We start from the raw sequence: 13,372 nt of genomic DNA, 5'->3' as shown, positions 1-13,372 counted from the left end.
ATTCACTTTTGAAAAATTTTAGAGAGCTCCAGCCGAAAAAACAAAAAGCAATCTTGTGGCTGATTTCTGATTAAGCAAAAGCGCACACAAAGCATAAATCCTCCGCATCATTTTACGGATATACGTTTTTATTTTACGGATCAACGTTTTGATGCTTCTCCACATTTACAGAAAGCAGCCAAACGAAACTTTCAAATTCCTCTCGCACCGCTTTGTAAACATAGGTTTGTCAACAATACAGCTTCTTACTCTAGCCAATTCCCCTGCTGATTTCAGATCACGACACCACAAAGGATAATGTTGCATCAAACGCGACAGATACCTCCTATTTTAAAATATTCTTGCCCCTTCACCACCCTAAAGTAAGATCACGCAAAGCACCGGTCAATCCCACTTCAAAAATAACTTTCCCCACACCCTCTCTCCTCAACACCCCCACCTCTTCATCCCAACTCCCCTCCCTTCATAAACTCTTCACCCCCCACACCCTNCCTCTCGCACCGCTTTGTAAACATAGGTTTGTCAACAATACAGCTTCTTACTCTAGCCAATTCCCCTGCTGATTTCAGATCACGACACCACAAAGGATAATGTTGCATCAAACGCGACAGATACCTCCTATTTTAAAATATTCTTGCCCCTTCACCACCCTAAAGTAAGATCACGCAAAGCACCGGTCAATCCCACTTCAAAAATAACTTTCCCCACACCCTCTCTCCTCAACACCCCCACCTCTTCATCCCCCCAATCTTCTCTCCACATTCCATGCCATGATAAAATCATACACCCCACATAAAGTCCCAGCTTCCTTTTTTGCACATTTCCGTTTTTACGCTTTTACATATTTACAGAAAGCAGAAAATCTGTAAAAAATGCATTACACAATAACGTTTTCAACAACTGTCATTAAAATCTCGCCTCCCTTTTCATCTAACTCCCCCTATTTTCACTGAAATCATAGATATAAACCGCCCTATTATTGTATTGAGCAGCATAAAATTTTTCGAAAAATTCTAACGATCAAAAGGGTGCATAAGAAGCATTTTACGACTTTTAAAAGAATTTTTATTTACACCCAGTGCTTTTTTGTAACGTAGAAGAGCACATTTAATTAATTGACTATAAGAAAGTTTGAAATGAGAGAAGCTTTTCGTTTTTCTCGTTCAACATCCACAACGATAACTCCTTTTTATAAATCAATTTTTTTCGTAATACAAAACGCACCAAAAGGAATAGACTTGTGTTGCATATTCACGCGCTTGTTTTAAAGAAAGATCTCTCAACGCTCATCACACCCATTTTGCAAAACGCCGCCCGTAAAGAAATGGTAAGCCCCCATGAAGTATATAAAATCCTTTCAGCCCTCCCCTATCTTTACGCTTATGGAAAAACACGTTTACGCTTATGGAAGAACAAGGCCGGCATCATCACAAAAACTCTGCCAGCTCCCAATGTTGCAGACAGCCTTCTGTTCAAGAGATAATTCATTAAAGGCTTGCCTTTCTTGTACAGTTTTGACCCACATGCACGCCCCACCACTTATGATGTACAAGCCAAGTAATTTTAATTGATTTAATATGAGAGAACTGGTGATGAGAAATTTTATTATATTCAGCAACGCGCTTCACGGTAAAAAATGGTTATTTATTATTATAAATCAATATCTTAATAAAGAAGAGAGTCATCATCAAGACGCTTACCTTTTTCTAAAAAAAGGCTTCACACTGAAAGAAAACATCTAAAACTTAGATAAAAAAAAAAGGTTTGCTTCTAATAAACAAACCTCTGCAGAAAATTATTCACATAACTTTCAAAATTTTAAATTAATCCCTCTAGAAGCAATAAAAACGCTTTAGAAGCACCAAAATGAATACAAAGATCAATTTAACACAACGTTAAGAAAAATCAAGAACAAAAAATTTTTATCGTTAATGCACCTTTAAAAAACGAGGCTTCTTAACCTACGCGGCTCAAAAGTCCGGGGCTTCTCTACAAACGCCTCCAAGCCAATCAATCCCTTCATCTCTCTCAAAAGACAGCATAAAAGGTTCACAGTACAAGTCTTCGCTAAAAAAATATCAATCGCCAGCGCTCATAAAAGCCAGCGTTGGTATAAAAGATCAGATTATCGAACAATCTTGCTAAAATGTCTTCCCAATAAATAAAAAAGAAGCGGATTCTTAAATATTTCCGCCTCTTTAACAATAAAAATTATGATGAGGGATTATTAAAAAATTTCAAGACTGTGAAGGGAACCAATTTGATAACAATTCATACCTTACAGGATCATCGGCACACTGCCCACCACCACATTCCAGTATGGTAGAAATCAAATTTGCCGCAATCAAAAACACAAATAAGAAACTTGCCGCTTTACTCAAGACTGGAAAAGGAGAAAATTCTTTGAACTTGTGTGCCAACTCGCCTAAAATCATGACAAATGAGACAGCAAAGATACAAAGGACAGAAATAATGAAAGCCCAAGTATAAAAATGCAATCCAAAGAATGTTGAACCATATCCTAAATCATCGGGTGTGATATGCAAAAACACTTGCCGTGCTGCCACAGCACTGGTTACCATACAACCAAGAATAACCATACCATAATGGGTATTTTTCACCTTATGGTGAATATTGAGTAAGAACCCACAACCTGCCAGCATCAATCCAACGCGCTGCAGCAAACAAAGGGGACAAGGTAACTCAAACTTTACCAATTGATAATAAAAAGCCACCACCAAGACAATAGATAACCCAAAGAGTCCTAGCGTATTCATAAAGATGACGAAGTGAGGATTTTTTTGTTCAACATGTTCCATGGCTATTCTCTCAAAAAGATAAATTTAAAGTAGAAGTTGCGTGATGATTGAAAGTGAGAAGAATGACAACGAATAAAATTGCCCACAAAGCATAACTTATATTTTTTTTGCCACACATAGTCGTTACTGCAGTACCTAAAGCGATTAAAAATGGAAGAAACATAGCTTTTAAATCTCCTTTACATCCGTTGTTTAACTCTTATTTATTTCAGCGTTCACCATATTACAAAATTGGGCAAAAAAGAGACCATGGATTTATTATTCACAATTCGTCACTCGCGATTGATATTGCCATTATATTTAAGTGAAAAAACGATATAATCGCTCAGAAGCACATCTCAACAAAAGCGTTAAAAGCACAAAAGCATTGATTATTCGCTTCCCCTTATATCAGCCATTGTTAAAGATATATCGACAATTATAAAGATTATATCCCCTATAAAGATTATATCCCCTATAAAGATTATATCCCCCACTCACAAAAGAATCACTTGAACAACAAAATAAATAGGCTTTGAAATCGAGAGATATACATCTCTTTTTTTCTCAAAAGAATATCCTCATTTTGCAACACATTTTTGACATAAAAATCTCTTTTTCTCATAAGCAATGTTTCAAATTGCAACAGATTTTATATCATATGGTGATCTTGTTTATTTTAGCAAATAAAAAATAAGACATTTTTTTTAAAAAAACTTATAATCAATGGCTTTTCCCCAATACATTTTTCCCTCTTATCTTAAATAAAAGACAATACCGCAAGCTCAACAGCCTCATGGGTCCCACGCCACCCCGTGACATTACCCTCCCCCTCACAAGAAGTGCTTCATGCCTTCAATACTTTAGTTTTTCATCTCTCGAGATCCCCTTTAAATTTTTAGCTTTCCGCCTTATTTGAAAAATAACTGTTTCTCTGTCATCAATTGGCTTTGCAAAAAGAATATAAAACTTTAAAAAAATAATGATAAAGAATCGCATTGAACCTTTGAAAAGGATAGAGAATGATGAAAAAATCATGTGATGTGGCGATTTTAATGGGGAGCCAATCGGATTGGCAAACGATGTGCCATAGTGCAGATATTTTGACGAATCTTGGTATTTCTCATAGTTCGCATATTGTCTCAGCACACCGAACTCCTGAACGCCTTTATCAATTTGCAAAAGAAGCAAAAGAAGCAGGGTTTAAAGTTTTAATTGCCGGTGCGGGGGGTGCAGCGCATCTTCCAGGTATGTTAGCAGCCCTTACTCCTCTTCCTGTTTTTGGCGTTCCAGTGCATTCTCACTCTCTTTCTGGTCAAGATTCTTTGCTTTCAATCGTGCAAATGCCAGCAGGGATACCCGTCGGCACATTAGCAATTGGCAAAGCAGGTGCAATTAATGCAGCCCTTTTAGCCGCAGCCGTTATGGCCGTTTATGACCATGATCTCGCCCAACGATTAGAAGATTGGCGTCAACAACAAACAGCCAATGTCGCCCAAACGCCTGTAACGGAGGTTTAAAATGGCACCGTTTTTCAACACCTCCTCAGCCAACGCCTCCTCAACCAACACCACCTCGTCCAACACCACCTTAGCCAACACCACTCCCTTCACCATGTTACCTCCAGGCAGCGTCATTGGTTTAATCGGGGGGGGACAATTAGCAAGAATGCTCGCCATGGCGGCTGCAGAATTAGGATTTCGAACCGTTATTTTTTGCCCTGAAGCCGATTGCCCAGCCGCTCAAACAGCAAACAACCATATTGTTTCCTCCTATGACGATATATCAGCTTTAGATCATTTTATTTCTCAGTGTGATGTTGTCAGCTATGAATTTGAAAATCTTTCGCTTCAAACGGTTCAATATGTAGAAAAGAGTAAGCCTGTTTATCCTTCTTCCAAAGCATTAGAGATCACGCAAGATCGACTTTTTGAGAAGCAATTTTTGCGTGATCAAGGGATTGGCACCGCGTTATGGCACGCTGTTGACAATTCTTCTTCTCTTCTTTCCGCTCTTGATACCTTAGGCGGACGTGGTCTTTTAAAGACGCGTCGTTTTGGTTATGACGGAAAAAACCAGATCAAGCTTGATCACCCAGATGAACAGACCCTTGACGAAGCCTTAAGGACTTTTCAGGAACAGCCTTGTATTTTAGAAGAAATAGTCCCTTTTTTATCGGAAATTTCGGTTCTTTCGGCACGTACAAAACAAGGAGAACATATTTTTTATGACTGCCCTGAAAATCAACACAAAAATGGTATTCTTCATAAGTCCTTTGTTCCATCACATATTCCACTTGACGTGCAAAAAGCAGCTCAAGAAATCAGTGTAACAGTCATGGATGCCCTCGATTATGTTGGTGTTCTTTGTATTGAACTTTTTGTCTTAACGAATGGTCATCTTTTAGTGAATGAATTAGCACCGCGTGTCCATAATTCTGGTCATTGGACACAAAAGGCATGCATAACTTCACAATTTGAACAGCATATCCGTGCTATTTGCGGACTTCCCTTAGGCAGTCCCTATCGCCATAGCGATTGCCAAATGACCAATCTTCTTGGTAACAATTTTAGCACGTTAAAATATTTTCTGAAGCAAGAGCGCACCTCGATCCATTTATATGGCAAAAGCACTGTTCACCCCAACCGCAAAATGGGGCATATCATCCAATTACTGGGACCAGCCAACAAATCTTAAGCCCACATATATACAAATACTTTTTCACACTTTTCCCCCCAATGAACTGAAAAAACAACTTCTCCCCCACACCGATAACCATCGGCTTCAAAAGCGCCCCTAACCTTTTAATTCGCCCCTAGCAGGGCTTCACGCCCTCCTACAAGCCCTGCTCTTTTAAAAACATCACCTCTTTCCCCTCCAAACCGCTTCATCCTACACGAACATCTCATCCGCCCTCAAAAACAAAACTTCACTCCACACCGATATCCAAGCAGCACAACAAGCGCTCCCAACCCTTCAACTCCACCCCCTAGCTCTTCTCCTCTTCCTTTTCTCAAAAATATCCCCCCACGGCTAAAAACAATCCACCAGCCCCCAACTTCACTACCCCTCCACCTCCCACAGCATAAATATTCCCCTATAACATACGCAGCCCCTTCATTTTTCTTTTAATGCCAATCTTTAAGAAATAGACTGATCTATTGCACCCCATAGATACCAATCCCCATGATTGCGCTTTTATTGTCTCTAGCTTCTCTTCTTATGTTCATTTTTTCACAAAAGCATTTTCACAAAAGCATCGTTTTGTTTTCCATAAAATCGCTGCAAAGAGGTAAAACGTATTACTCTCCCCAAACAACTCTCGAGAATTCGGCCCAATATCAGCCAGACGATAGCCCCCTCCAGCATAGCAACTTTCTTCTTTTTCTCCTCTCTCTTTTTCCTTCAACGGATAGAAGATTTTCTCCTTTCGTTAATTCCCCCCCAACACATTCCTCGAAAAGGTTTCCTGAACTTCTCCCCAAAGGCTTAAGTTTCTTCTTTTCAGATCAATTTTTCTTCTCTCACGCCCCCTCTCTTTTCAGCGCATCCATTTTCCTACCTTTTAATCCTGTTAAAACAATGAATTATAAGGTGCATCACCACCGTATAATGCGCATTGGTTTTATGGCATCTCTTTATTGCATCTCGCACAATTCTTTATGAACTCCCCTTATCGTAAACGCACTTTGTTTACGCATATTCTTAACCACCCATAAGAGATTGTCTGTAACTCTCTAATCCTGCTCAGCAATGACATTCGTCACCCCCAACAGACCAGCGCTTCATGAAGTTCCCACAATTTTTCTCAATCCAAGCTTCTTTCAAGAGCACCTAATAATTTATAAATATAAATGTTTATTTTATTATCCTGATAAAGCTAAACTATACTTTTTAATACTATTATTTTAACACTATCATTGCCTTTAAAACGCTCATTATGCGAAAAAATACTTCACTTCTAACAATAATAAAATAATTTCGCTTGTATCTTATCTTAATATGTGATTAACGTTCAGCACAAACTTAGATCTTTTTATAGCAAAGATACCATACAAAAGGGGAAAATAATGGAGGGTATCTCTTCAAACAAACTCAAAGATGAAAACAATGAAAATAAAGAAGAAACTTTAAATGCGGCACAGTCTGTTCCTCCCCAAAAACGTAAAGGGGTCCATTTAGACATATGTTGTTCCTCTTTCTTTTAACCTTTCGTAAACCCATTGTTTTCGTAATAAAAATCCTAGCGATAGGCTTTTTATTAATGGCAGGAATTCTTTGTCTAACATACCTCGCAGTAGGAAGAGAGTCATTACCCCTATCGATCGGGATACCAATGATCATTACGTCAGCTCTCTTTGGCATTTGCAACATGTATATAAATTGGTATTATGACATGCTTTTATTACGTTTATCGCCAGACAATGTGAACCTTTCACTCTTTCAATAAACATCATCATAGACCACCCTTGGGAAGATCAAATTTTTCTACAGCATGGATATTAAAAGGAATTCAAACTATCCACGTTCAAGAGCCAAAGTATATTCTCACTATACTGGTTCCCTCACCGGATAATTTGAATTCCCCCTCCGTTTGACAATATCCAGCACTCCACCCACATAGAAATAATTGGGTTGCAAAAAATCATAAACTATTGCCTTAAAAGAGAAATTTATGCATAATCTTTCACTCTAACAGCACAGATTTAATCCCTCATTAAAAGTACCGAGCGCTCCGCTCCGTCCCTGATCTCCACGTCAAAGATATAATTACAGGATATGATTACAGCACTAAGCTTATCCATTCCCAAACCAAACATCCTCTCACCCCTCACGTAAAATAAAAGCCTCAAACAGAAGACACTTGTGTTGCCAATTTACGCACTTGTTTTAAAGAAACACTTGGCCAATGCACATTGCCACCACTTCACAACAGTAGCCCCCGTCATAGAGTGAAAGCTCTCGGTAATAGCTTAAACATTCATAGTGCACCACCCCTCTTCAAGCTTATGAAGCGTAAACACCAACCTCATCACACCGCTTTGTCAGCCCCCAATGTTACAACACTCTCTTGTACTTGAAAGCATTCATAAAAGACCGTTTTATTCCTTATCTTCAAGTATCTTTACCATAGATCAATCCCGCTTATGATATGCAAGCAGCGAATGCTATGCTTAAAGATACACAGATTTGCAATGAGAAAACCTTAAGACTATGCAAAACTCTTATTTTACTATGTTTTCTCTGAACAATAGAAATTTATCCTTATCAATTCATCATCTTTGTCATCATCATGCGGTTTATTTTTTAGGTTTTAAGAATAAGCCTTAAGAATATCCTCACACACGAACAAAAAACACCTCATGTTATAAATTTTACATGAGCCTTACTTAACGATGATATGTTACGAAAAAACAGGATTATTTTCTCACAAATAGGAAGCTTTTACTTTTTTTCACTCTTTGTGCTTTTTTGTGTCCTTCTTTACGAGAAATTTTTTACCTTCAAGGCCAACCCTTAACACACCCTAAGGAATTTGTAAGGGATATACCCTTGACAAGAATAAGACTTCTTGTTAAATCTCTCCTACTTTTTTGCAATTTTCACTTATCGTTGTGCTAATGAAGTGGTTAATGCGTACCTTAAGAGTGCGCTTTTCTTTTTGTGATCACAGTGAAAAAGTGTATCGTGTGATGTTATCATGCAAGTACGATATCGCAATGCAATGCTCATTAAAGTGAGCAGTCTATTGGGGTTGTAATATTGTATTTTCGTGTTTTAATATTGTATTATAGTATTGTGTTACGTAAACTATTTAAACGGTGAATATGATGAAAATTAAAAATTCGCTTAAAGCACTAAAAGAGCGCCACCGTAACAATCGTTTGGTGCGTCGTAAGGGTCGTGTTTATATTCTTAATAAAACGAACCCACGTTTTAGAGCACGTCAGGGCTAATTCTTTTAGGACTAATTTCTTTAGGATCAATATTTTTATGCCTACTTTGATTGTAGGCTTAAAAAATTTTTCTTGCGTTTTTTTGGTTATAAGTCCGTTGATTACAAGTCTAGTATTTGATAATATTTGGTGATTTATCTTTTGGGGGCTTGTTTTTATGGATTCTTCTATTTTTTTAAAAGCCTTTCGATTTTTTCAGCTGCGTTTTTTCTGTATTTTTCAGCGTGCGTTTTTTCTTTTTTTTGTTGGCGTTTTTTGTTTTGTTCCCTCGAGCTATGGGCAAAATCCTCCTTCTCTTCCTGAAGATCGGCCTTCTCCACAATCGCTTTTACCGTTAGATGATCTTATTCCCAATTCTCCTCCCCCTTCCTCAACGCCCTCCGATTCTGATACTTCGGCGGTTATTCTTGAAGATCTTGACAAAGAGCAGCTTTCCCATGTTGACAGAGTTAAGCAGCGCAAAGAAGCAGAAATTTCACGTTTACTCAAAGAATTGAAATATTGTGCTGATGTTGCTAAAGCGAAAAAGATCAGTCAACAGCTTCAACATTTATGGTCCCAATCGGGGAGCGAGACGATTGATCTTTTGATGTCATGGGCTGAAAATGCACTCAACAGCGACGATTATGGACTTGCGCTTGATTATATTGACAATGCTCTTGCACTTTTACCTACTCATTCTGAAGCTTGGATAAGACGCGCTTGGATTCACATTCAACTGAACGATTTCAAGCTTGCCCTGCTTGATCTCAACCATGCTCTTGAACTTGAGCCGCGCAATTATAGTGCTTTTTTTGAACTTGGCGTTGTCATGGAAGCAACGGAGCGTCCAAAACTTGCTCTTAAAGCTTATGAAACAGCATTGGATTACTATCCACAAATGCGCAGGATTCAAAAGCGCGTGCAAGCTCTATTAGACGAACAATCACCACAAGCTCTTTGAAACCATTCAAGAACGAGACGCTTTACGGCATCTTTTCAAACCTAGATAAGACGCAAGCCGGCTTCACATTCCACTCAATAAACTGCCCCTGCTTATACCCCCCCCCCACACACAATTGACAGTGCCTTTTTTGAAACTTAGCCATTACTATGGAAGCAACAGAGCGTCCAAAACTTGGCTCTTAAGATTGATGAAACAGCATTGGATTACACTCCACAAATACGCAGGATTCAAAAGCGCGTGCAAGCTCTGTTAGACGAACAATCACCACAAGCTCTTTGAAACCATTCAAGAACAAGACACTTTACGGCATCCTTTCAAACCTAGATAAGACGGCAAAGACCTGTTTCACATTCCACTCAATAAACTGCCCCTGCTTATAACCACACCATCACCCCCCACACAATTCACAGTGCCTTTTTTGAATTTGGACTTTTTTGTATTGCAGGCATCTTCCAAACACTGCCAATATACTCCCTACAGAATTTCTTCTCATAGCAAGCAAACGCTTCCACGCCGGAGTCCTCTTCAGCCGTTTCTTCTTTTCACACCTTCCATCATGGATAAAAAAATTTGTAAACACGATCCTCAAAAAATACTTTTTGAAAAAAGCTTAAAACATCGCTTAGCGCCTCTGATAAACTGTCATCGTCTGTTTTTTATTTTTGAGCTTCAACCATAGCAGCACATACCGTATCGGCTCTCCTCCACCCCTCAAAGTTGATAAAACAGCCCTGAAATATGGCTTCACAAAGCAAAAACTTCAAAGGTGCAACACCAATTCAACCAACATCCTTGAATAAGAAATATTCCTTTCAAAACTCCTCCAAGCATTACCCCCGAAACATAAAAATCAAGCACTGTCCCAAAAGAGCCAATCAAGCCATTGCCAATAAACCGTTCTACGTCACTCAATCACCCACCCCCACTCATATTTTTGCTTTTTTACTTTGAATAAGCCATCCATCATACAGCCATTTCGAGCAACCACCGACAATATCATCAATCTCTCCTGAAATACTTTATGAAAAAGAAGAGAGCGAGGTTATTTTATCTCTAGCAGAAGCTCTGAAATTGTTTTATATTAAGGAGGGTGTTCTGCGCTTCTCGACAGGAAATAACGTATTCCTGAGACCTTAATGATCTCCAAGGGAGCTGTCCCTGATCAAGCCCGTGGGCTTTTTCATATGGCGCCCACCTATTTGTATAGGTTCCCGGGATCAGCTTTTTCCATCGGCTGTTGTGGATCACCCTTTATTTATATAACTTTTTTACATCAAATTTTTCCAGCTAAAATTGAGAGCGTCCTTTTACATAAGACCAATGACGATACTCTCTTTTCAAGAAATAAAAATTACGATAGGCTTTATTTTATAAAACAAACAGCACTTACAAATAATCCCCTCTGTGAATCTGCTTCACCTCTTCGCACGCAAGCAACGCAAAAGCGGCTTGTCGCACCAAGATGCCCCCTAAAGAGCACACACTTTTTTTCATGCTTTTTTTTCATGAGCACAGCTCTTGGTCCATACAGAGATTTACAAAACGCCAACAATGGATAAAATACCAGCATCTTATAAAACAATTGACGAGACAATGACAAATAATCCCCTCTATGAATCTGCTTCATCCCTTCGCACACAGCAACGCAAAAGCGGTTTATCGCGTCGTGATGCTCTTTTAACAGAAGAGCGTGCACTCTTTTCGCAGCATGCTTGTTGCCACTTTATTGAATACCTTGAAAAGAAGGGCACCGATTTTTCACGCCTCATTTTAGCAGGCTATTGGCCCATTAAATCGGAAATTGACCCGCGTCCATTACTGAATGCTGTAGCGTTACGCGGTGGGCATTTAGCCTTACCAGCAGTTCTTGATTCCACCACCATGATTTTCCGTGCATTTTCGCCCAGCACGATTTTAGAGCCCATGCGTTTTGGCACCTTTGGTCCGGGTGCAGACAATGACGTTGTTGCCCCCAATAATATTATTGTTCCACTTTCTGCGTTTGATCGTCAATGTCACCGTCTTGGCTATGGAGGAGGATACTATGACCGTGCTATTGCAGCTCTTGAAAAACAAGGGCATCAAATGATATTATGGGGCATAGGATTTTCATGTCAGGAGGTTTCCTCTATTCCTCCGACAGAATATGATCTACAGGTACAAGGAATTTTTACAGAAAAAGGTTTCTTAAAATGTTAAAATGTGATTAAAGCGCCTATGCGTTTTTTATTTTTAGGTGACATTGTTGGTAGCACAGGCTGTAAAGCTGTTTTTGAACACCTTCCTCAACTGATTGAGAAATGGCAGCTTGATTTTGTTGTGGTAAATGGTGAAAATGCCTCTGGTGGTTTTGGTCTCACACAAGAAACGTATCAAGATCTTTTGATAACCGGTGTTGATGTTGTCACCACAGGTAATCATGCTTTTTCTCACAAAGAAGCATTGCAGTATGCCCATGAGAGTGATCGTTTTTTACGCCCTGCCAATTTTTCGAAAGAAACTCCTGGAAAAGGTTCTGGTGTTTTTACGGCAAAAAATGGCGCCCGTGTTCTTGTCGCCAATCTGTTGGGCAACGTTTTTATGCCGTGTAAAGTAGAAGATCCATTTGAAACAGCGGAAAATATTCTGCTTGCCTGTTCGTTGATGGAGCAAGCCGATACGATTATTTTTGACTTTCACGCAGAAACGACAAGCGAGAAGCAATGTTTTGGCCATTTTCTTGACGGTCGTGTGAGTGTTATCGTTGGCACCCATACGCATATTCCCACGGCTGACGCGCAAATCTTAGAAGGTGGGAGCGCCTATTTAACAGATGCAGGCATGTGTGGAGATTATAATTCCTCTCTTGGAATGGATAAAGAAGAACCCTTACACCGTTTTCTTTATAAGACAAAGCAAGATCGTTTTGAACCGGCGTGTGGTCCCGCCACCCTTTGTGGTTTAGCGGTTGAGATTTCAGATCGCACCGGTTTAGCAGAAAAGGTCTCGGCGGTACGGATTGGTCCTCATTTAAAGCCTGAAGTTCCGGATTTTTGGTAGCTTCTTTTAAGCCGCCCCTTTGATAGTTTCTTTCCAATATTTCCTTTTGAGAACTCTATTTGGCAAGACGACTTTTCCAGCCCTTCCCAAATCCCTACTAAAAACACCCCGCCCTCCAATTTGCCTAATACAGCAACTTTTCTAGCACAAATAAGTCACTCTTTTAAAAAAAAATAAAAGATAAAGGATAAAGGATAAAAATTTTCGTGATTTTTAAAACGATGAGAAGGAGGTTTTATTTGGACATTTCTGCGGGGGGGGGGGGAGGAGAAATGTTAACCCCCTTCTCTAAAAAAAGCTTTATATAATAATTTATTATTTAGCAAGAGCCTCTTTAATCTTTTTTTTGATTCTAACGAAAATTTAATCTTAAAATTGCTTTCTGCTTTTTAGCTTTGAGCTCTCTAAAACTTTTCAAAAGGATGTGCTCCTCTTTGCTTGCGATCCCTTCATCACAGCAATACAAGACGTTTTCTTTTGTCGAGAGATCCGTATAGAAAAAGGCAATAGGAACATTAAGAATATCGGCAATTTCCTGTAAACGCCCTGCGCCTATACGATTAGAGCCTTTTTCATATTTTTGGATTTGTTGAAAAGTCACACCTAACTGACTGCCTAATTTCTTTTGTGAC

The 13,372-nt window shown here is 39.2% G+C and carries 12 protein-coding genes, 1 other RNA gene and 1 pseudogene; 9 read left to right on the top strand and 5 right to left on the bottom strand.

Translation table 11 applies throughout. The features are described from left to right. Positions 1-74, top strand: a pseudogene (locus tag ACFIMG_RS00200) (transcriptional regulator); the annotation flags it as partial. A gap of 568 nt (positions 75-642) precedes the next feature. On the opposite strand, the gene ACFIMG_RS00195 reads toward ACFIMG_RS00200, so the two are convergent. Beyond that, a complete protein-coding gene (locus ACFIMG_RS00195) occupies positions 643-819 on the bottom strand; it encodes a hypothetical protein (protein WP_375693546.1) in 177 nt (58 codons plus the stop codon). Between the two features lie 421 nt (positions 820-1,240). On the opposite strand from ACFIMG_RS00195, the gene ACFIMG_RS00190 reads away from it, so the two are divergent. Continuing rightward, positions 1,241-1,483 carry a hypothetical protein gene (locus ACFIMG_RS00190; RefSeq protein ID WP_375678437.1) on the top strand — a complete coding sequence of 81 codons (243 nt, stop codon included), beginning with the start codon at positions 1,241-1,243 and terminating at the stop codon, positions 1,481-1,483. A gap of 754 nt (positions 1,484-2,237) precedes the next feature. Here ACFIMG_RS00190 and ACFIMG_RS00185 read toward each other — a convergent pair. Both ACFIMG_RS00185 and ACFIMG_RS00180 read right to left on the bottom strand, forming a co-directional pair. Further along, the gene (locus tag ACFIMG_RS00185; protein ID WP_375613594.1) at positions 2,238-2,819 is read right to left on the bottom strand and encodes a disulfide bond formation protein B; all 582 of its coding nucleotides are present in this window, start codon (positions 2,817-2,819) and stop codon (positions 2,238-2,240) included. A 10-nt stretch (positions 2,820-2,829) separates the two neighbouring features. Then, positions 2,830-2,982: a DUF5993 family protein gene (locus ACFIMG_RS00180; RefSeq protein WP_273790835.1), complete on the bottom strand. Its 153-nt coding sequence runs from the start codon at positions 2,980-2,982 to the stop codon at positions 2,830-2,832. Between the two features lie 838 nt (positions 2,983-3,820). Between ACFIMG_RS00180 and purE the strand changes: the two genes are divergently transcribed. From purE to ACFIMG_RS00160, 4 genes are all read left to right on the top strand, one after another. Continuing rightward, positions 3,821-4,318: a 5-(carboxyamino)imidazole ribonucleotide mutase gene (purE, locus tag ACFIMG_RS00175; protein ID WP_375610656.1), complete on the top strand. Its 498-nt coding sequence runs from the start codon at positions 3,821-3,823 to the stop codon at positions 4,316-4,318. Between the two features lies 1 nt (position 4,319). Then, on the top strand, positions 4,320-5,495 hold the full coding sequence (locus ACFIMG_RS00170; RefSeq protein ID WP_375678436.1) for a 5-(carboxyamino)imidazole ribonucleotide synthase: 1,176 nt from the start codon (positions 4,320-4,322) through the stop codon (positions 5,493-5,495). A gap of 3,134 nt (positions 5,496-8,629) precedes the next feature. Then, positions 8,630-8,755 carry a type B 50S ribosomal protein L36 gene (gene ykgO, locus ACFIMG_RS00165; protein ID WP_004863016.1) on the top strand — a complete coding sequence of 42 codons (126 nt, stop codon included), beginning with the start codon at positions 8,630-8,632 and terminating at the stop codon, positions 8,753-8,755. A 157-nt stretch (positions 8,756-8,912) separates the two neighbouring features. Next, complete coding sequence (locus ACFIMG_RS00160) at positions 8,913-9,698, top strand: tetratricopeptide repeat protein (protein ID WP_375678435.1); 786 nt, start codon at positions 8,913-8,915, stop codon at positions 9,696-9,698. 747 nt (positions 9,699-10,445) lie between these two features. Here the strand turns inward: ACFIMG_RS00160 and ACFIMG_RS00155 are convergent. Next, complete coding sequence (locus ACFIMG_RS00155; RefSeq protein ID WP_375678434.1) at positions 10,446-10,613, bottom strand: hypothetical protein; 168 nt, start codon at positions 10,611-10,613, stop codon at positions 10,446-10,448. Between the two features lie 177 nt (positions 10,614-10,790). On the opposite strand from ACFIMG_RS00155, the gene ssrS reads away from it, so the two are divergent. From ssrS to ACFIMG_RS00140, 3 genes are all read left to right on the top strand, one after another. After that, a non-coding RNA gene (gene ssrS / locus ACFIMG_RS00150) (6S RNA) lies at positions 10,791-10,951 on the top strand. Between the two features lie 343 nt (positions 10,952-11,294). Next, complete coding sequence (locus ACFIMG_RS00145) at positions 11,295-11,900, top strand: 5-formyltetrahydrofolate cyclo-ligase (protein ID WP_375678442.1); 606 nt, start codon at positions 11,295-11,297, stop codon at positions 11,898-11,900. A gap of 18 nt (positions 11,901-11,918) precedes the next feature. Then, a complete protein-coding gene (locus ACFIMG_RS00140; protein WP_375613599.1) occupies positions 11,919-12,740 on the top strand; it encodes a TIGR00282 family metallophosphoesterase in 822 nt (273 codons plus the stop codon). A 352-nt stretch (positions 12,741-13,092) separates the two neighbouring features. On the opposite strand, the gene ACFIMG_RS00135 is transcribed toward ACFIMG_RS00140, so the two are convergent. Beyond that, positions 13,093-13,372: helix-turn-helix domain-containing protein (locus ACFIMG_RS00135; RefSeq protein ID WP_375678433.1), on the bottom strand; the 280-nt coding region annotated here is incomplete at its 5' end.

Source organism: Bartonella sp. AP11XZML (assembly GCF_042196445.1).
GTDB lineage: Bacteria > Pseudomonadota > Alphaproteobacteria > Rhizobiales > Rhizobiaceae > Bartonella.
This window is presented reverse-complemented; position numbering and strand designations above follow the sequence as displayed.

What these genes read in the sequence shown, in the direction of transcription:
- ACFIMG_RS00185 (WP_375613594.1), bottom strand. Translation starts at nt 2,819, where the DNA reads ATGGAACATGTTGAACAAAAAAATCCTCACTTCGTCATCTTTATGAAT.
- ACFIMG_RS00180 (WP_273790835.1), bottom strand. Translation starts at nt 2,982, where the DNA reads ATGTTTCTTCCATTTTTAATCGCTTTAGGTACTGCAGTAACGACTATG.
- purE (WP_375610656.1), top strand. Translation starts at nt 3,821, where the DNA reads ATGATGAAAAAATCATGTGATGTGGCGATTTTAATGGGGAGCCAATCG.
- ACFIMG_RS00170 (WP_375678436.1), top strand. Translation starts at nt 4,320, where the DNA reads ATGGCACCGTTTTTCAACACCTCCTCAGCCAACGCCTCCTCAACCAAC.
- ykgO (WP_004863016.1), top strand. Translation starts at nt 8,630, where the DNA reads ATGAAAATTAAAAATTCGCTTAAAGCACTAAAAGAGCGCCACCGTAAC.
- ACFIMG_RS00160 (WP_375678435.1), top strand. Translation starts at nt 8,913, where the DNA reads ATGGATTCTTCTATTTTTTTAAAAGCCTTTCGATTTTTTCAGCTGCGT.
- ACFIMG_RS00145 (WP_375678442.1), top strand. Translation starts at nt 11,295, where the DNA reads ATGACAAATAATCCCCTCTATGAATCTGCTTCATCCCTTCGCACACAG.
- ACFIMG_RS00140 (WP_375613599.1), top strand. Translation starts at nt 11,919, where the DNA reads ATGCGTTTTTTATTTTTAGGTGACATTGTTGGTAGCACAGGCTGTAAA.